This is a genomic window from Paracoccus xiamenensis (genome assembly GCF_011308835.1).
GTDB lineage: Bacteria > Pseudomonadota > Alphaproteobacteria > Rhodobacterales > Rhodobacteraceae > Paracoccus > Paracoccus xiamenensis.
This window is the reverse complement of the sequence record NZ_JAAOHY010000001.1, coordinates 235,181-251,567: the sequence shown is the minus strand read 5'-3', so window position 1 is coordinate 251,567 and position 16,387 is coordinate 235,181. Positions and strand designations below refer to the sequence as shown.

Sequence of the window (16,387 nt, the reverse complement as noted above, 5' to 3'; positions counted from 1 at the left end):
TTGCGGGCCATTGCTTTTTCGATCTTAGCCGCGCGCCTTTGGCCGGCGCGGTGCTGCCGTTCCCGCGTCACCCCCGCGAGCGCCGGGACGCGCGGATTTGGCGGCGTATTTTCCGGCGGCCTTGCCAGCGGGTTTTCCTGCGGGCTTGCCGGCCGGCTTGTCCCCTGCCCAGGTTTTCGCCTTCGGTTTGCCGGCGAATTTGCCCGCAGGTTTGCCCGCCGGTTTTCCCGCAGATTTACCAGCGAACTTCGCGGGCTTTGCGCCTTCTGCCGGCGCGGTCTCTTTGCTTCGGGCGCTTTTCTGCGCGCCGGTCCAGCGGGCCTTTTGGCGCGGGGCCTCGGCCGGGGGGGCGTCCGCCTCGGTCACGGGCGACCAACGCGGCGTGTCGTCCGGCGCGGGACGGGGCGCGCGAGCCTCGCGCGCGGGTTTCGAGGGGCGCGAATTCGGGCGCGAGTTGGGCCGGGGTTCGCGCCGGCTGGTGTCAAGCGAGGGTTCGCCCTGCATGCGATGCATCATCAGGCCCGGCTCGATCTCCAGCGCCTCGCCGAAGCGGGGGGCGTCAGCCGTGGCGATCTGCACGAAGCTTTCATTCTCGCGGATGCGGATGGCACCTATGGAGTCGCGGGTGATGCCGCCTGCCTCGCAGATCTTCGGCAGCAGCCAGCGCGCCTCGGCCCGGCCGGTATGGCCGACCGAAAGCTGGAACCAGACCGAGCTGCCGAATTCGCGCGGCGCGCGCGGCTTGGCATCCGAATGCGGCACCGAGGTGTCGGTCAGTTCTTCTGGCGAGGGCCGCCCCTCGCGCCAGAGCTGCACAAAGGCAGCCGCGACCTGTTCCGGCCCCACCCGCGCCAGCAGGTCATTGGCGATGGCCATGTCTTCCAGCGAGGTTTTCAGCGCCGGGTGTTCCAGCATGCGGACATCATCGCGGGCGCTGACCTCGTCGGCGGAAGGCGCCTTGCCCCATTCCGCCACCACCTTCGCTCCAGACAACAGACGCTGCGCCTTCTTGTATTCCGAAGGCGCCACGATCAGCGCCGAGACACCCTTGGCCCCCGCCCGCCCGGTGCGGCCTGAACGGTGCAGCAGGGTTTCCGAATTGGTCGGCAGGTCGGCATGGATCACCAGCTCCAGCCCCGGCAAGTCAATACCGCGCGCGGCGACATCGGTCGCGATACAGACCCGCGCCCGCCCGTCGCGCAGCGCCTGCAGCGCATGGGTGCGTTCCTGCTGCGACAGCTCGCCCGACAGCGCCACGACGCGAAAACCGCGATTGCCCATTCGGGCCAGCAGGTGGTTCACATTGGCGCGGGTCTTGCAGAAGATGATGGCGGTCTGCGCTTCATAATAGCGCAGCAGGTTGAAGATGGCATTCTCGCGGTCGCGCGCGGCAACCGACAGAGCCCGATAAGCGATGTCGCCGTGCTGGCGCGCCTCGCCCATGGCGGCGACGCGCAGAGCGTCGCGCTGGAAATCTCGGGCCAGCTTTTCGATGGCGGCGGGCACCGTGGCCGAGAACATCAGCGTGCGGCGGGTCTCGGGCGCGGATTCAAGGATGAATTCCAGATCCTCACGAAAGCCGAGATCCAGCATCTCATCGGCTTCATCCAGCACCGCCACGCGCAGATCGGCAAGATCCAGCGAGCCGCGCTCGATATGGTCGCGCAGGCGGCCGGGGGTGCCGACGACGATCTGGGCGCCACGTGCCAGCGCCCGGCGTTCGGTGCGGTAATCCATGCCGCCGACACAAGTGGCGATCTGGGCGCCGGTTGCGGCATAGAGCCAGCCGAGCTCGGCCGCGACTTGCAAGGCCAGCTCACGCGTCGGCGCGATGGCCAGGGCCAAGGGCGCACTGCCTTGGGGCAGACTGCCAGTTTCGCCCAGCAGGTCAGGGGCGGCCGCGATGCCAAAGGCCACCGTCTTGCCAGAGCCGGTCTGTGCCGACACCAGCAGGTCACGGCCCTGCGCATCAGGTGCCAATACGGCCTGCTGCACGGCGGTCAGGGTTTCATAGCCTCGGTCGGCCAGGGCCGCAGCCAAAGGCGCGGCGATATCGGAATTGGTCATGTATTCTGCCTGGAATGGGGCCGGAGGCCCGGGTGAGCGGCCCGGTCCTGCTGGCGCGCGGCCCATAACCCGCACGCATCCCAGAACAGCCGATCCGCCGCAGTATCGCCGCAGTTGCAGAAAGTCAAAGGCGTTTCGCGGAAATGCCGTGGATCCGGGCAGTTTTTCCCGCCCGGCGGTCCTGCGCACCAATGCAACGCATCAGCGCAGCAGATGATGTCAGATCGTCACCTGCTTGAGCAACGCTTTCGCCGCATCGGTCAGGTCGCGCTCGCACATGCGGTCGATCAGCGCAATCTGCGCATCCGTCAGATAGTCGGCAAAGCCGCCAACCTTGCCGCGCCGCATCCGCAAATTTTCCTCATTCGTGCGATCATAGTCATGGCCGGGCAGGCCCTTCCTCAACTCTAGCTTGCGCATGTTCTGAAAACTGGCGGCCTCGACAGCGGCGGCAAGATGATGCTGTTCGACATCCAGCCCCAGGAAGTTCAGCACGCGCGCCGTCTCTGTCATGGGATCAGCCGTCAGCCGTTCATAGCTGAGCGTGACATGCCGGCGTTGCTGCAAGCCACGCGCCCAGCCGTTCAGATATTCGGTCAGCGCAGCAACGCCCTGCCCGCGATCAGTTAGAAATTCATCAAGGCTGCCCGAGAAACGGTGCTTCTGGCCGGTCGCATGGAAATAGGAAGAAACGATCACATCCTTCGGATTGCGAAGCATGAAGATTGTCGGACATTTGCGAAATACCCGCGCGGAATAGCTTCTGTGACTGACCGCGATCAATGGCGGCTTCGGCTTCGCATTGCCAAACCCGAACGCGGGCAGTCCCCGTGTGGCGTCCATGTCGAAATTCGGCACAACCGTGAACATCGAGTGAAGATCCGGCGCGGCCTTCAGCCCGTAGGCTTTATTCAGATAAGATGACAGGATAAACCGAAACCAGGTCCGCCCGGATTTCGGATAAGAGGCCAGGATCGCGTCAATCCGATCCGTATAGGAACTGCGCGCGACACTGTTGGATACGCGCTTCCATGCATAATGCAGCATGTTGGGCAACGTGTTCATCGCTCCGAATCATATCAGAAACCACTCAGTCAGATTTTACGATAGATCGTTTAGTTTACCAGTAATATCGGGGCACGATCGCGTCAGGTGTCGCGGCGCAAACGAAGCTCTCTCACAGCGGCAGGAAAGCTGTCACTCTCGATTGGATAGCGTGCCGTTTCGTGCCATGCAGTTTCGTCGAAATCCGGGAAAAAGGCATCGGCGTCGTCGACAACGGTGTCGACCTCGGTAATCAGCAGACGGTCGGCACGAGGCAGCAACTCCGTATAAATCCGCTGGCCACCGATGCCGTAAAGGCGGGCATAGCCGGCGGTGCGTGCCGCAGGGATGGCGGCGTCCAGATCAGGGACCGCGTGACCCGGCAGGTCCAGCGTCGTGGTGACGACGATGTTCAGCCGCTCTTTCAGGGGTTTGAACGGAAGGCTTTCCCAGGTCCGCCGCCCCATGATCAGCGCGCCGCCCAGTGTCTCGCGCTTGAAAAAGGCCAGATCCGCGGGGATGTGCCAGGGGATCTGCCCGGCCCGACCGATGGCACCGTTGCGGGCGCGCGCGACAATCAGCGTCAGCATCAGACAGCCACCGGCGCCTTGATGGCGGGATCGGGGTCGTAATTGAGAAACTCAAAATCCTCGAATTTGAAATCGAAGATTGAATCGACCTTCCGGGTAATCCGCAGCTGCGGCAGCGGTTTCGGCTGCCGCGACAGTTGAAGCTCCACCTGTTCCACATGGTTGGAATAGATATGGGCATCGCCCAGCGTATGGATAAAATCGCCGGCCTCATAACCTGTCACATGGGCCAGCATCGCCAGCAGCAACGCATATGACGCGATATTGAATGGCACCCCCAGGAACATATCGGCAGAGCGCTGATACAATTGCAGGTGCATCTTGCGCCCGATAATTCGGACCTGCCATAGCGTGTGGCAGGGCGGCAGCGCCATATCGGGCACGTCACCGGGATTCCAGGCCGAGACGATCAGGCGGCGGCTGTCGGGGTTCTTGCGGATATTCTCGACCAGCTCGGCGATCTGATCGACCGAGCGGGCAAAGAACAGCGGCTGGCCGTCTGCCGCCGCGCCAGCCGGTTCCAGCGCCGGAAACCGCCGCCATTGATGGCCGTAAACCGGGCCAAGATCGCCATTCGCGTCGGCCCATTCGTCCCAGATCGACACCTTGTTCGCCTTCAGATAGCCGATATTGGTGTCGCCGGCGAGAAACCACAGCAATTCGTGGATGATCGAACGCAGATGCAGCTTCTTGGTGGTGACCAGCGGAAAGCCCTGCGACAGGGGGTAACGGCTTTGCATACCAAAATAGGCGATGGTGCCGGTACCGGTGCGATCGGTGGTGACCTCGCCCTGTTCCAGAATCGTCCTCAACGCCTGATGGTATTGCTGCATGCCCGGTCTCCGCTTTGCTGTTGCCCCTTCTTAGCGCCACCCGGTCACCCCGGCCAGCATTCACATTGACCCGACGCGACGCGTGGCAGATTGTCGGCGAGATTGCTGAAAGGACAGAACATGACGCTTCGCTATCTGCACACCATGGTACGCGTAAAGGATCTGGAACAGTCGATGGCCTTCTATCGCCTGCTCGGGCTAGAGGAAACCAAGCGGATCGAGAACGAGAAAGGCCGATTCACGCTGGTTTTCATGGCCCCTCCCGGACAGGACGAGACCCCGATTGAGCTGACGTATAACTGGGACGGGGATGAGGGGTTGCCCGCGGACAGCCGGCATTTCGGGCATCTCGCCTACCGCACTGACGACATCTATGCGCTGTGCCAGAAGCTGATGGATGCCGGCGTGACCATCAACCGGCCGCCGCGCGACGGGCATATGGCCTTTGTGCGCAGCCCCGACAATATCTCGGTCGAGCTATTGCAGGACGGCCATCTGGACCCGCAGGAGCCATGGGCCAGCATGGAAAATACCGGTCATTGGTAGGATGCTGCAACAGGCTGCCGAAATAGGATAGCGGGGCAGATGCGGACAAGGCCGTTTGCGCCCGTCTTGACGGCTGCCGCGATCGCCATTGCGGTCGCAGCGCAGGGCATTGGCAACTGGAACACCGACGGCCCGAGCAATCCCTAGTAGATATAGCGAATTTGCTCGGTCCAATATCGCTCGATCCGGCGCCATTGCCCGTTCACTTGGTCCAGCGGCGGATCGTCAAGGATGCCGGAGGCCACAAGATCATCGGCATGGCGGGCGAAAAGCTGACCGATCTGTTCGCGCACCGCCTGGCCCGCATCGCTAAGCCGGACCCGCACAGACCGGCGGTCCTGATCGCTGCGTTCGTGGTGGACATAGCCCATGCCCACCAGCTTCTTCAGATTATAAGATACGTTCGAGCCCTGATACATGCCGCGTGACCGCAATTCGCCGGCCGATACCTCGGCCTCGCCAATGTTATACAGCAGCAATGCCTGCACAGGTGTCAGGTCACAGCGGCCAAGCCGTTCAAAGTCGTCCTTGATCAGATCAAGCATCAGCCGGTGCAGTCGTTCCAGCAATTGCAGGCTCTGAAAATAGGCATGAACCGTGTCCCCTTGGGGACTGTGGTCCGGACTTGGCAGCGCAGCGTTCATGTGGTCATCCCCTTACTAGGGACGACCTTGACGCAAAAAGCCGAATCTTCGGTTAATTCGACAAATTTTTCTGAGGCCTGTTGGTAAACTCGGCGGGCTGGTCCTTGAAACGGCCAAGCGCAAAGGCAGAAATCACGTCCAGCACGGCAGAGATTTCGGCCGGACCCTCCGCCTGCCCGCGCGACCGTGCCATGATCCAGCGATACAGGTCTTGGTCGTTTTCACCCATCACCTGTTCGTATTGCGCCATCAGGTCCTCGGACAGATCGGCCAGTTGCGAATCGGCGAACGGGCCCAGGATCAGGTCCATTTCCTTCATCCCGCGCCGCCAGCTGCGCATCTGCAGCCGCTTCAGCCGGATTTCGGGATTTTCCATGGCTTGCCTCGCTTGTCGCCTGACCGCGCGCACCCTAAGACGTAAACGTCACAATTCCAAGGAGCGCGCGATGGCCTTCCTCTCTGATGCGATCAATCGAATCAAGCCCTCGCCTACGGTCGCCATGACCGGACGCGCGGCCGCCCTGAAGGCCGAGGGCCGCGACATCATCGCGCTGTCCGCCGGAGAGCCGGATTTCGACACCCCTGAACATATCCGCGAGGCCGGCAAGGCCGCCATCGACGCCGGCCATACCCGTTATACCACGGTCGACGGCATTGCCGAACTGAAGCGCGCCATCTGCGACAAGTTCGCGCGGGAAAACGGGTTGGATTATACCCCCGATCAGGTCAGCGTCGCCTCGGGCGGCAAACAGATCCTGTTCAACGCGCTGCTGGCCACCGTCAATCCCGGCGATGAGGTCATCATTCCCGCACCCTATTGGGTCAGCTATCCCGATATCGTGGCGCTGGCGGGTGGCACCCCGCTCATTGTCCCCTGCCCGGCCGAGGACGGTTTTCGCCTGACCCCCGAATCCCTTCGCGCCGCCATCACGCCGCGCACCAAGTGGCTGATCCTGAATTCGCCTTCGAACCCGTCGGGTGCGGCCTATGACGCTGCACAGATGAAGGCACTGACCGATGTGCTGCTGGATTTCCCGCAGGTCTGGGTGCTGACCGACGACATCTATGAACATCTGGTCTTCGACGGCTTCACCTTCGTGACCCCGGCCCAGGTCGAGCCGCGCCTGAAAGACCGCACCCTGACCATGAACGGCGCCAGCAAGGCTTACGCCATGACCGGCTGGCGCATCGGCTACGCCGCCGGGCCTGTGGAGCTGATCCGGGCCATGGCGAAGCTGCAATCACAATCAACCTCGAACCCCAGTTCGATCAGCCAATATGCGGCGCTGGCGGCGCTGACCGGGCCGCAGGACTATCTGGAAACCTCGCGCGCGGCCTTCCAGCGTCGGCGCGATATGGTGGTGGCAGGGCTGAACGACTGCCCCGGCATTACCTGCCCGACCCCTCAGGGGGCGTTTTACGTCTATCCCTCGATCAAAGGGCTGATCGGCACCGTTTCGGCGGGTGACACCACCATCACCGATGACGAGACCTTCGCCAACGCTCTGCTGGACGAGACCGGCGTGGCCATCGTCTTCGGCGCGGCGTTCGGGCTGTCGCCGCATTTCCGGGTCAGCTATGCGGCCAGCGACGACACGCTGCGCGAGGCCGTGGCACGCATCCGCGCCTTCTGCGAAGGCTGCCGTCGCGACTGATCGCAATGATGGGCGCCCGCCGCAGTGACGCAGCGGGCGCCCGTGTTCATTCCGGCCCCTTTACCAGCGCCAGTCGCTCAGGCTGCTGTCGGCGCGTCCATCGCGGATGAAGGTCCGGCCGGCGCGGCGGGGCGCGCGCAGGCCCGCACCGCCATCCAACCCGATATCCTTGCGCAAGTGGTCAGGAATTTCGTCCAGCGTGCGCAGGACCAGCCGGCGCTGATGCCGATCCTCATCCCACAGGGCGATACGCTGCAACAGCCGCGCCAGGGGCGACCGGAGTTTGGGGGCGGCCGACAGTTCACAGATCGTCATGGTCATCGCTTTTCTCCCATTTCATCAAGACGCGTCTGCTGACCCTCATAAAGCGGGCTTGTGCCGCCAGAGGAGCCGGTTCGGGCGTCGCTTTCAGATTTCTACTGCGAAGCCTGGGCTTTTCCTGCCTGTCAGCTTCTTTTCATGTCCTCACAATGCTATGCTTGCGGTCGAAAGGCCAACAAAACGCCAGCAAGCCGACATAAGGACAGCTTATGGACCTTCCGCCCCTCTCCGCCCTTCGCGTCTTTGAGGCTGCGAGCCGCCAGCTCAGCTTCACCCGCGCCGCCGAAAGCCTGGGCATGACCCAGGCCGCCGTCAGCTATCAGATCAAGCTGCTGGAGGAACGGCTGGGCGGGCAGCTGTTCCTGCGCAAACCCAAGGGGCTGGAACTGACCGCCCTCGGCACCCGGTTGGCTGGTCCGACATCCGAGGCTTTCGATCTGCTGCGCGAGGCCTATTCGGGCCGCACGGGCCTTGCCGAGACGCTGACCATCTCGGCATTGACGACCATGGCCGGAAACTGGCTGTCCTTTCGCCTCGGGCGGTTCCAGATGGCCCAGCCGGAACTGGCGGTACGGCTGGAAACCGACGACAGGCTGGTTGATTTCGCCCGTCAGGATGTCGATGTGGCGATCCGTTTCGGCACCGGACCATGGGAGGGACTGGTTGCGCAAAAACTGTTCGACGCCGAGCTGACACCGATGCTGTCACCGGCCTTGCTGGAGCGCGAGGGCCCGATCACCACGGCCAAGGACGTGATCGACCTGACATGGCTGAACAACGAGGACAGCGCCTGGGATGGGTGGTTGAAAGCGGCCGGAGAGCCAGAGATGTCCTGCGTCCACACCCGACGGTTCACCATGGATTCGCAGCTGCATCTGGGCCGCGCGGCGCTGGCGGGGGATGGTGTCGCGCTGCTCGATCCGCGTTTCTTCCGAATGGAACTGGCCAGCGGATCGCTGATTCAGCCCTTCGATCTGCGGTGGCGATGCGGCGGGGCCTATTGGCTGGTCTATCCCCACGCCCGGCGTAATCGGCCCGCCATCAAGGCCTTTCAGCGCTTCATGATGGCCGAGGTGGAAGCCGAAGACACCACGCTGGCGGCCGCGGCAGTCCGGGCGACGCCGACCGGGGCGACTGCCGCCCCGGCGAATATTGCTGCACCGGTCAAAGCGCCGTCCAGCCGCCATCAACGCTGATCGTCGTGCCGGTGATCTGGGCGGCCGCGTCCGAGGCCAGAAACACCGCCGTGCCCCCCATCTGTTCGACCGTCGCGAACTCGCCCGAGGGCTGGCGCGCCAGCATCACGTTCTTGATGACATCCTCGCGGCTCATGTTATGGGTCTTCATCTGGTCCGGGATCTGCTTTTCCACGATCGGGGTCAGCACATAGCCGGGGCAGATGGCGTTGCAGGTGATGCCCTTGCCGGCCTCTTCCAGCGCGGTCACCTTGGTCAGCCCGACCACGCCATGCTTGGCAGCCACATAGGCCGACTTATAGGGGCTGGCCGTCAGCCCATGGGCCGAGGCGATATTGATGACGCGTCCCCAGCCCTTCTTCTGCATTTCCGGCAGCGCCGCCGCCGTGCAATGGAAGGCAGAGGACATGTTGATCGCAATGATCGCATCCCATTTGTCGACCGGAAATTCCGGGATCGGGGCGACATGCTGAATGCCGGCATTATTGACCAGAATATCGCAGGAACCCGCCTTTTCGATCAGCGCCCGGCATTCGTCAGCCTTCGACATATCGGCCTGAATATAGCGCACATCGACACCGAATTCGCTGGCCATGTCAGCCGCCAGCTTGTGGTCGGCCTCGTCATTGGTAAAGCTGTTGAGCACCACATCGGCACCTGCAGCCGCCAATTCGCGCGCAATCCCCAGCCCGATCCCGGAATTTGATCCGGTCACAACGGCGGTCTTTCCCTTCAGAACATTCTCGAACATGGGCTCACCCTTTCGGTTTGTGTCGACAAATCTCTACGCTCCGCGCAGGCCGACCACAACCGAAGGCCCCAATGGATCAGAAGGGGCGATTCCCACCCGGCCCTATGCGGATGATCGGGCCGCAAAGCCATTAAAAAAAGCGCCCGCACGAAGCGGGCGCCAGTCATGAGGCAGGTTTCATACAGGCAAGAAACCTATCGAGCAGTGAGTTATATATAGGCGAAACCGCGCCCGAGTCCAAGGCTGTTGTTTGTCACGGTAAACACCCTCGGATAGGCTGCGCATTGAAATCACTGGCATTTGCCAGAGCTAAGCGAAGGACTGCATGCGAATCTTCAATTTCCCTAACGATTCCGCGATCAAGCCCGCCATTCTGGCCGGTTTCTGCAGCTTCGCGACTGTTGCAGCGATGCCGCTGGCAAGTGCTGCCGAGCCGGCGCATGGCATCGCGATGTACGGCGATCCAGCCCTGCCGGAAGGCTTTACACATCTGCCATATGCCAATCCTGACGCTGCGGAAGGTGGTTCGATTCGCTTGCCCGAATCGGGCAGCTTCGATTCGCTTAAGCCATGGGTTCTCAAGGGCAATCCGGCGCTGCCGCTGTATACGATGCCCGGCGTTCTGGCCGAAACGCTGATGCTGCGCTCGCTGGACGAGCCCTTCACGCTTTACGGCCTGCTGGCGGAAACCGTGGAAACCGACCCCGGCCGGACTTGGGTTGAATTCACCCTGCGGCCCGAGGCCCGCTTTTCCGATGGCAGCCCTGTCACCGTCGAGGACGTGATGTGGTCCTATGAAACGCTGGGCACCCAGGGCCATCCCCGCTATCGCGGCGTCTGGTCCAAGGTCGCAAAGATGGAACAGACCGGCCCGAACAAGGTCCGCTTCACCTTTAACACCAACGACCGCGAACTGGCCTTGCTGATGGGCATGCGCCCGATCCTGCAAAAGGCACAGTGGGAGGGGAAGGATTTCAGCGATTCCAGTCTGGAGGCGCCAATCGGCTCTGGCCCCTATGTGATCGAGCGCGTCGATCCCGGCCGTTCATTCACGCTGCGCAAGAACCCCGACTGGTGGGGCAAGGACCTGCCCGTCAATCAGGGGCTGCACAACCTCGACCGCGTCACCTACGACTATTACGGCGACGCCAATGCCATGTTCGAGGCCTTCAAGGCCGGCGAGTTGGACGCCTGGCGCGAACTCAGCCCCAGCCGCTGGGAAAACGAATTCGACTTCCCCGCCGTGACCTCGGGCGCCGTGGTGATGGCCGACATTCCCCACCAGCGTCCGACCGGCATCACCGGCTTCGTGATGAACACCCGCAACCCGATCTTCGCCGATTGGCGCGTCCGTCAGGCCCTCATCGAAGCCTTTAACTGGCAATTCATCAACAACACCGTCTCGGGCGGCAAGGATCAGCGCATCACCTCGTACTTCGCCAATTCGGAACTGGGGATGACGCCCGGCGCGCCCGCAGAAGGGCGCGAACTGGCGCTGTTGGAGCCCTTCGCCAAGGACCTGCCCCCCGGCACTATCGACGGCTATGCCCTGCCCGAGGGTGCCGACCGACCTCTGGACCGCCCTGCCCTGAAACGGGCGCTGAAACTGCTGGAGGAGGCCGGCTGGACCATTCGCGACGGCCAGCTGACCGACGCCCAAGGCCAGCCCTTCCGGTTCGAGATCCTGCTGAACCTGTCGGGCAGCGCCATCACCACGGCCGCCGAGATGCGGCAGATGTCGGAAATCTATGCCCAGGCCCTGCGCAATCTTGGCATCACCCCGGTGATTACCCTGCTGGACAGCGCCCAATACACGCAGCGCACCAACAATTATACTTTCGACATGACCTGGTTTGACCGCGCGCTGTCGCTGTCGCCGGGCAATGAGCAGATGCTGTACTGGGGCGCAAAGGGCGTGACAGAGCCGGGGACGCGCAACCTGATGGGCATGAACTCTCCTGCCGCCGAGGCGATGATCGCCGCCATGGTCAGCTCCGCCACGCGGGCGGACTTTGTTGCCGCAGTCCGCGCCCTCGACCGGGTGCTGACGGCCGGACGCTATGTGATTCCGGTCGGTTTTGCGCCCGAGGGCCATATTGCGCATGACAAGGTTCTGAAATTCCCGGACCGACTGCCGATTTATGGCGACTATCCGGGCTTTTTGCCCGAAACTTGGTGGCAAGAGGGCGGCGCGTCGTAGGGAACCTGCAGCCGCCCGAGGCCGTTGCAGCCTAAGAACGCCGCTGCAACGCCCCGGCGCAGAAAGATGAAGGAGCCCGTCCATGAGATGGCATCACGTCGCCGATAACTGGCCCGCATTCTACGAAGCGATCATCGACCGCTGGCCGGGCGTGGACGAATCCGATCTGGACGAGATCGACGGCGATCAGCGGCAGTTCCTTCGTCTCATCGCCGATGTCGGGGCCATGGAAACCGACGAAGCACGCGAGGAAATCCGTGAATGGCTGGCCGGAGAGATCCCGGCGGATGTGGTGATGGACGAAAGCCACGACGACCGCTCGATCCGGAACTCAGCCAAATATGTGGGCGAGGGCGAAGACGAATATGCCGACGACGCCCGTTTCGGCGACGACGACGAGGAATCTGACGACAACGACTGACCTGCCATCCTTTCCTGCGGTCAATCTGTCCCCGGGAATGCGCTGATATCAGGGACCGACGCATTCAAGACCATTCCGCCAACGGCAAAAAATAAGCGCCTGCCGGGATCTCCGACAGGCGCTCTTTGGTCAGGTTTCAAGCTGCGCCGCTGTTAACCCTCGGCGTCAGTCTTCGCTCAGCACGTCATCCTCGCCCGGCGCGACGGCGAAATCGAGGCCGTGGCTGGCGCGGATCTTGTCTTCGATATCATAGGCCATGGCCGGGTTGTCGCGCAGGAACTGCTTGGCGTTTTCACGCCCCTGCCCGATGCGTTCGTCGCCATAGGAATACCAGGCGCCCGATTTCTCGACCACGCCGGCCTTCACGCCGAGGTCGATCAGCTCACCCATCTTGGAAATCCCCTCGCCATACATGATGTCGAACTCGACCTGCCGGAAGGGCGGCGCAACCTTGTTCTTAACCACTTTGACCTTGGTCGAGTTGCCGACCACTTCGTCGCGGTCCTTGATCGCGCCGGTGCGGCGGATATCCAGACGGACCGAGGCATAGAATTTCAGCGCGTTCCCGCCCGAGGTGGTTTCGGGATTGCCGAACATCACCCCGATCTTCATGCGGATCTGGTTGATGAAGACCACCATGCAATTGCTGCGCCCGATCGAGGCGGTCAGCTTGCGCATCGCCTGGCTCATCAAACGGGCCTGGGCGCCAACCTGATGATCGCCCATATCGCCCTCGATTTCCGATTTCGGCGTCAGTGCGGCGACCGAATCGACCACCACCATGCTGACCGCCCCCGAACGCACCAGCGTGTCGACAATTTCCAGCGCCTGCTCGCCCGTGTCCGGCTGCGAAATCAACAATTCATCAAGGTTCACACCCAGCTTGCGCGCATATTGCGGATCAAGCGCGTGTTCGGCATCAACAAAGGCGCAGACGCCGCCCTTTTTCTGTTCCTCGGCGATGCAATGCAGCGTCAGCGTCGTCTTGCCCGAGCTTTCCGGGCCGTAGATCTCGATGATCCGCCCCTTCGGCAGACCGCCAATCCCCAGCGCGATATCCAGCCCCAGCGAACCGGTCGAGGTCGCCTCGATCTCGGCCACGGGGTTGTCGGCGCCCAGCTTCATGATCGAGCCCTTGCCGAACTGCCGTTCGATCTGCGCCAGCGCGCTGTCCAGGGCCTTCTGCTTGTCGGCCGATCTCTTATCCATATTCGTGTCGCTCATCCTGCCAAACTCCTTGCCCTTATGTCAGAACACCTGTCCCGGCTCAATCGGCGCTGGCTAATGTTCCGTTAATGTTCTCAATACGTGAACACCCCGCATATGGCAAGCGCGCTTAACCAAGGTGACATCAATTCCTTAACCGAAGGTTTACACCCGCCCGGCCACGCCATAATTCGTTACCGAACCTGACGGGATGAATTCATGCTGATATTCTGGGACCAGCGACTGGCTTTTCTGGCGACGCCAAAGGCCGGATCAACCGCCGTAGAAGTGGCGCTGGAGCCACTGGCGAGCCTGGCGGTACAGCGCCCGCCGGAAATGAAGCATGTCGATGCCACGCGCTTTCGCCGCCATATCCAACCCTGGCTGCAAGGCATGACGGACGACCCCTTCACCACGGTGGCACTGATGCGCGAACCCATCGACTGGCTGCGCAGCTGGTATCGCTTTCACCTGCGCGACGAGGGCGATCTGCACGCGCCTGACCAGGCTGACACCGCAGCCGCCGATGACGTCATTGACAGCACAAGCTTCGAAAACTTCGTACGTCGCTATATTGACCATCCGGGATCGGTCACCCAGGGAATCGGCACCCAATCCGCCTTCCTGACCGCGGGCGAGGCCCCTGTTGACCGTATTTTCCGCTATGAAGATATGGCCACCTTCACCCATTTCCTTGACGACTGGCTGGGCTGCGAAATCAGCCTTCCGCGCATCAACGTACCGCCCTCGGCCGATGTGAGACTTTCGCCCGGAACCGAAGCCGACCTGCGCCGCGCCCTGGCCCCCGATTTCGCGCTTTACGAAACGCTCGGCTAGGATCGGCGGCGGGTCCGTCAGGCGGCATGTTCCAGCTTGTCGCCCACGGCCGAGATCAGATCGGTCAGCGAAAACGGCTTTTGCAGGAACGATGCACCCTCGACCGGGTTGCGGCCGTCCTCGAACACGTCCTCGGTATAGCCGGACATGAAGATCACCCGCGTACCCGGCCGGTCTTTCAGCGCGTGCCGCACCCAGCTGAGCCCGTCCAGCCCCGGCATCACCACGTCAGAGACGAACAGATCGACCTTCAGCCGGTCATCTGTCAGCAGCTCCAGCGCCTCCTCGCCCGATGCAGCCTCGATCACCTGATAGCCGCGCAGCTTCAACGCTCGGCTGGCGAAGGCACGAACCGGCGCTTCGTCTTCGACCAGCAGCACCCGCAATTCGGGCGGCGCGGTCATCGACACAGCGCGGGCGGGGACGTCAGGCTCGTCTGGTTCGAGATCCGCGCCCAGATGTACCGGCAGATAGATGGTAAAGGTGGTCCCTTCGCCCAGCACGCTGTCACACATGATATAGCCGCCGGTCTGCTTGATGATGCCGTAAGCGGTCGACAGGCCAAGCCCGGTGCCCTCGCCCAACCGTTTGGTGGTAAAGAAAGGCTCGAAGATCTTGCCCAGCATATCGGGCGGGATACCACAGCCACAGTCCGCAACCGCCACCCGCACATAGCGTCCCGGCGGCACCGCAAAGCGTCCGTGCAGCTGCGGCGCGGGCAGATCCACGTTCTGCGTGGAGACGTCGATACGTCCACCCTCGGGCATGGCGTCCCGTGCGTTCACAACCAGGTTCATGATGACCTGTTCGATCTTGCCGCGGTCTGCACGAACGGGATCCAGCCGAGGGTCGTGGCGCTGTTCCAGCGTGATTTTCTCGCCCACCAAGCGGTTCAGCAGATGGGAGAGATCGGCAATGGTATTGCGCAGGTCCACCCGTTGGGGCTTCAGCGTCTGCTTGCGCGAGAAGGCCAGCAGATGACTGACCAGATTGGCAGCTCGGTTGGCGTTCTGGCTGATCTGGTCGAGGTCGGCATAATCCGGGTGGCCTTTGTCGTGCCGCAGCATCAACAGGTCGCAATGCCCGCTGATCGCCGTCAGCAAGTTGTTGAAGTCATGCGCGATCCCACCCGCCAGTTGGCCCACCGCCTGCATCTTCTGGCTTTGCACGAATTGCGCCTCAAGCGTCTTCACGGCACGGGCGTCGGATAATACAGCGATCAGGGTGCGTGGCTCGTTATCTTCGGCATGCAGCGAGACCTGGATAAAGCGGTCCTGCCCGGCGCGAGGTGCCCGCAGCACTTCGGGGGCGGCGGGACCGCCTGCCGCCAGCGCCTCGGCCAGCCAGTCGTCGAAGGGTCGTCCCAGCCCATCCAGCAGCTTCGCCACATGCTGGCCGGTCGCGTCGCCGCCACAATACGGTTCGGCAGCGCGGTTGGCGTGCAGGATGGTGCCATCCGCAGATAGCCGCAGTACAGCGATGGGCAAGCGGTCGTAATCCATCGCCTCGGCAACGACAGACTGCGAGGGGTCGTGCGGCAACGACAGCCGGACGATGCTGTTCCCCGCGCGTTCGGCGCTGATCTTGCGGCCGTCTGGCAGGTCCTGAACGGCGCGCCCATGACGCAGCGCGCGGGTCAGCAGGCGCGCGGTTTCCCCGTCGGCATCCGCCAATTGCCCGGCCATCAACTGGGACAGTGGCCGGCCGACATGATCGCCCCACAGATCCAGCGCCTCGGGAGACTGGGCAAGGACCATGCCGTCACTCGCCACGGCCCATTCAGGATCCTCTGCGATTTCCAACTGCGGAAGCAGGCGTTTCAGCTGCCGGCGCTGCGCCAACCCTTCGCGCGCCCGCGACCAGGCGATGCTGCCGCCCAGAAGGTACCAGCCCAGCATGGCCATCAGCCCGCCAAGCGACAGTGCCAGACCCGGATTGGGACGGGCACCTTGGGCATGCAACCACAGTTCGCCTATCACCAGTGGCAGCGCCAGCAACGGCACCCACAGCCCGGCATTGCGCGGCAGCCGTTGCAGCAGTTTCGCCATCTGTCCCGTCCTCACCAATCCCGCACAG

The 16,387-nt window shown here is 62.7% G+C and carries 16 protein-coding genes; 6 read left to right on the top strand and 10 right to left on the bottom strand.

The window, feature by feature from the left end; all coding sequences use genetic code 11:
* Positions 1–24: 24 nt before the first annotated feature.
* The 4 genes from G7044_RS01280 to G7044_RS01265 all read right to left on the bottom strand — a co-directional run bounded on the left by G7044_RS01280 (position 25) and on the right by G7044_RS01265 (position 4,534).
* The gene (locus tag G7044_RS01280; protein ID WP_166324794.1) at positions 25–2,067 is read right to left on the bottom strand and encodes a DEAD/DEAH box helicase; all 2,043 of its coding nucleotides are present in this window, start codon (positions 2,065–2,067) and stop codon (positions 25–27) included.
* A 219-nt stretch (positions 2,068–2,286) separates the two neighbouring features.
* Entirely contained in the window at positions 2,287–3,114 is an 828-nt protein-coding gene (locus G7044_RS01275; RefSeq protein ID WP_235931162.1) for a sulfotransferase domain-containing protein, read from the bottom strand.
* 101 nt (positions 3,115–3,215) lie between these two features.
* Entirely contained in the window at positions 3,216–3,701 is a 486-nt protein-coding gene (locus G7044_RS01270) for a dihydrofolate reductase (RefSeq protein ID WP_166324791.1), read from the bottom strand.
* Positions 3,701–4,534 (bottom strand): thymidylate synthase, encoded by an 834-nt coding sequence (locus G7044_RS01265; protein ID WP_166324788.1) that lies wholly within the window; start codon positions 4,532–4,534, stop codon positions 3,701–3,703. The genes G7044_RS01270 and G7044_RS01265 overlap by 1 nt, the downstream gene beginning before the upstream one ends.
* A gap of 120 nt (positions 4,535–4,654) precedes the next feature.
* Between G7044_RS01265 and G7044_RS01260 the strand changes: the two genes are divergently transcribed.
* Positions 4,655–5,080: a VOC family protein gene (locus G7044_RS01260; protein ID WP_166324785.1), complete on the top strand. Its 426-nt coding sequence runs from the start codon at positions 4,655–4,657 to the stop codon at positions 5,078–5,080.
* Between the two features lie 143 nt (positions 5,081–5,223).
* Here G7044_RS01260 and G7044_RS01255 read toward each other — a convergent pair whose 3' ends face one another.
* Positions 5,224–5,724: a MarR family winged helix-turn-helix transcriptional regulator gene (locus tag G7044_RS01255; protein WP_166324782.1), complete on the bottom strand. Its 501-nt coding sequence runs from the start codon at positions 5,722–5,724 to the stop codon at positions 5,224–5,226.
* A 52-nt stretch (positions 5,725–5,776) separates the two neighbouring features.
* The gene (locus G7044_RS01250) at positions 5,777–6,100 is read right to left on the bottom strand and encodes a succinate dehydrogenase assembly factor 2 (protein WP_166324779.1); all 324 of its coding nucleotides are present in this window, start codon (positions 6,098–6,100) and stop codon (positions 5,777–5,779) included.
* Positions 6,101–6,170: 70 nt separating this feature from the next.
* Here G7044_RS01250 and G7044_RS01245 point away from each other — a divergent pair, with 70 nt between their 5' ends.
* Complete coding sequence (locus G7044_RS01245; RefSeq protein ID WP_166324776.1) at positions 6,171–7,379, top strand: pyridoxal phosphate-dependent aminotransferase; 1,209 nt, start codon at positions 6,171–6,173, stop codon at positions 7,377–7,379.
* A gap of 60 nt (positions 7,380–7,439) precedes the next feature.
* Here G7044_RS01245 and G7044_RS01240 read toward each other — a convergent pair whose 3' ends face one another.
* Positions 7,440–7,700, bottom strand: a complete 261-nt coding sequence (locus G7044_RS01240; protein ID WP_166324773.1) for a hypothetical protein — start codon at positions 7,698–7,700, stop codon at positions 7,440–7,442.
* Between the two features lie 209 nt (positions 7,701–7,909).
* Between G7044_RS01240 and G7044_RS01235 the strand changes: the two genes are divergently transcribed.
* The gene (locus G7044_RS01235; RefSeq protein ID WP_166324770.1) at positions 7,910–8,896 is read left to right on the top strand and encodes a LysR substrate-binding domain-containing protein; all 987 of its coding nucleotides are present in this window, start codon (positions 7,910–7,912) and stop codon (positions 8,894–8,896) included.
* On the opposite strand, the gene G7044_RS01230 is transcribed toward G7044_RS01235, so the two are convergent.
* Complete coding sequence (locus G7044_RS01230) at positions 8,865–9,647, bottom strand: 3-hydroxybutyrate dehydrogenase (protein ID WP_166324767.1); 783 nt, start codon at positions 9,645–9,647, stop codon at positions 8,865–8,867. The genes G7044_RS01235 and G7044_RS01230 overlap by 32 nt on opposite strands.
* Before the next feature lie 325 nt (positions 9,648–9,972).
* Here G7044_RS01230 and G7044_RS01225 point away from each other — a divergent pair, with 325 nt between their 5' ends.
* Complete coding sequence (locus G7044_RS01225) at positions 9,973–11,847, top strand: extracellular solute-binding protein (protein ID WP_207630135.1); 1,875 nt, start codon at positions 9,973–9,975, stop codon at positions 11,845–11,847.
* An 82-nt stretch (positions 11,848–11,929) separates the two neighbouring features.
* Positions 11,930–12,268 (top strand): hypothetical protein, encoded by a 339-nt coding sequence (locus G7044_RS01220; protein ID WP_166324764.1) that lies wholly within the window; start codon positions 11,930–11,932, stop codon positions 12,266–12,268.
* A gap of 165 nt (positions 12,269–12,433) precedes the next feature.
* Here the strand turns inward: G7044_RS01220 and recA are convergent, their stop codons facing one another.
* Entirely contained in the window at positions 12,434–13,492 is a 1,059-nt protein-coding gene (gene recA / locus G7044_RS01215) for a recombinase RecA (RefSeq protein ID WP_166324761.1), read from the bottom strand.
* A gap of 201 nt (positions 13,493–13,693) precedes the next feature.
* On the opposite strand from recA, the gene G7044_RS01210 reads away from it, so the two are divergent.
* A complete protein-coding gene (locus G7044_RS01210; RefSeq protein ID WP_166324758.1) occupies positions 13,694–14,311 on the top strand; it encodes a hypothetical protein in 618 nt (205 codons plus the stop codon).
* A 17-nt stretch (positions 14,312–14,328) separates the two neighbouring features.
* Here the strand turns inward: G7044_RS01210 and G7044_RS01205 are convergent, their stop codons facing one another.
* Entirely contained in the window at positions 14,329–16,359 is a 2,031-nt protein-coding gene (locus G7044_RS01205; RefSeq protein ID WP_166324755.1) for a hybrid sensor histidine kinase/response regulator, read from the bottom strand.
* Between the last annotated feature and the right edge of the window lie 28 nt (positions 16,360–16,387).

Bases quoted from the DNA above. Each gene is read 5' to 3' on its own strand.
- G7044_RS01280 (WP_166324794.1), bottom strand. From the start codon at position 2,067: ATGACCAATTCCGATATCGCCGCGCCTTTGGCTGCGGCCCTGGCCGAC.
- G7044_RS01275 (WP_235931162.1), bottom strand. From the start codon at position 3,114: ATGCTGCATTATGCATGGAAGCGCGTATCCAACAGTGTCGCGCGCAGT.
- G7044_RS01270 (WP_166324791.1), bottom strand. From the start codon at position 3,701: ATGCTGACGCTGATTGTCGCGCGCGCCCGCAACGGTGCCATCGGTCGG.
- G7044_RS01265 (WP_166324788.1), bottom strand. From the start codon at position 4,534: ATGCAGCAATACCATCAGGCGTTGAGGACGATTCTGGAACAGGGCGAG.
- G7044_RS01260 (WP_166324785.1), top strand. From the start codon at position 4,655: ATGACGCTTCGCTATCTGCACACCATGGTACGCGTAAAGGATCTGGAA.
- G7044_RS01255 (WP_166324782.1), bottom strand. From the start codon at position 5,724: ATGAACGCTGCGCTGCCAAGTCCGGACCACAGTCCCCAAGGGGACACG.
- G7044_RS01250 (WP_166324779.1), bottom strand. From the start codon at position 6,100: ATGGAAAATCCCGAAATCCGGCTGAAGCGGCTGCAGATGCGCAGCTGG.
- G7044_RS01245 (WP_166324776.1), top strand. From the start codon at position 6,171: ATGGCCTTCCTCTCTGATGCGATCAATCGAATCAAGCCCTCGCCTACG.
- G7044_RS01240 (WP_166324773.1), bottom strand. From the start codon at position 7,700: ATGACCATGACGATCTGTGAACTGTCGGCCGCCCCCAAACTCCGGTCG.
- G7044_RS01235 (WP_166324770.1), top strand. From the start codon at position 7,910: ATGGACCTTCCGCCCCTCTCCGCCCTTCGCGTCTTTGAGGCTGCGAGC.
- G7044_RS01230 (WP_166324767.1), bottom strand. From the start codon at position 9,647: ATGTTCGAGAATGTTCTGAAGGGAAAGACCGCCGTTGTGACCGGATCA.
- G7044_RS01225 (WP_207630135.1), top strand. From the start codon at position 9,973: ATGCGAATCTTCAATTTCCCTAACGATTCCGCGATCAAGCCCGCCATT.
- G7044_RS01220 (WP_166324764.1), top strand. From the start codon at position 11,930: ATGAGATGGCATCACGTCGCCGATAACTGGCCCGCATTCTACGAAGCG.
- recA (WP_166324761.1), bottom strand. From the start codon at position 13,492: ATGAGCGACACGAATATGGATAAGAGATCGGCCGACAAGCAGAAGGCC.
- G7044_RS01210 (WP_166324758.1), top strand. From the start codon at position 13,694: ATGCTGATATTCTGGGACCAGCGACTGGCTTTTCTGGCGACGCCAAAG.
- G7044_RS01205 (WP_166324755.1), bottom strand. From the start codon at position 16,359: ATGGCGAAACTGCTGCAACGGCTGCCGCGCAATGCCGGGCTGTGGGTG.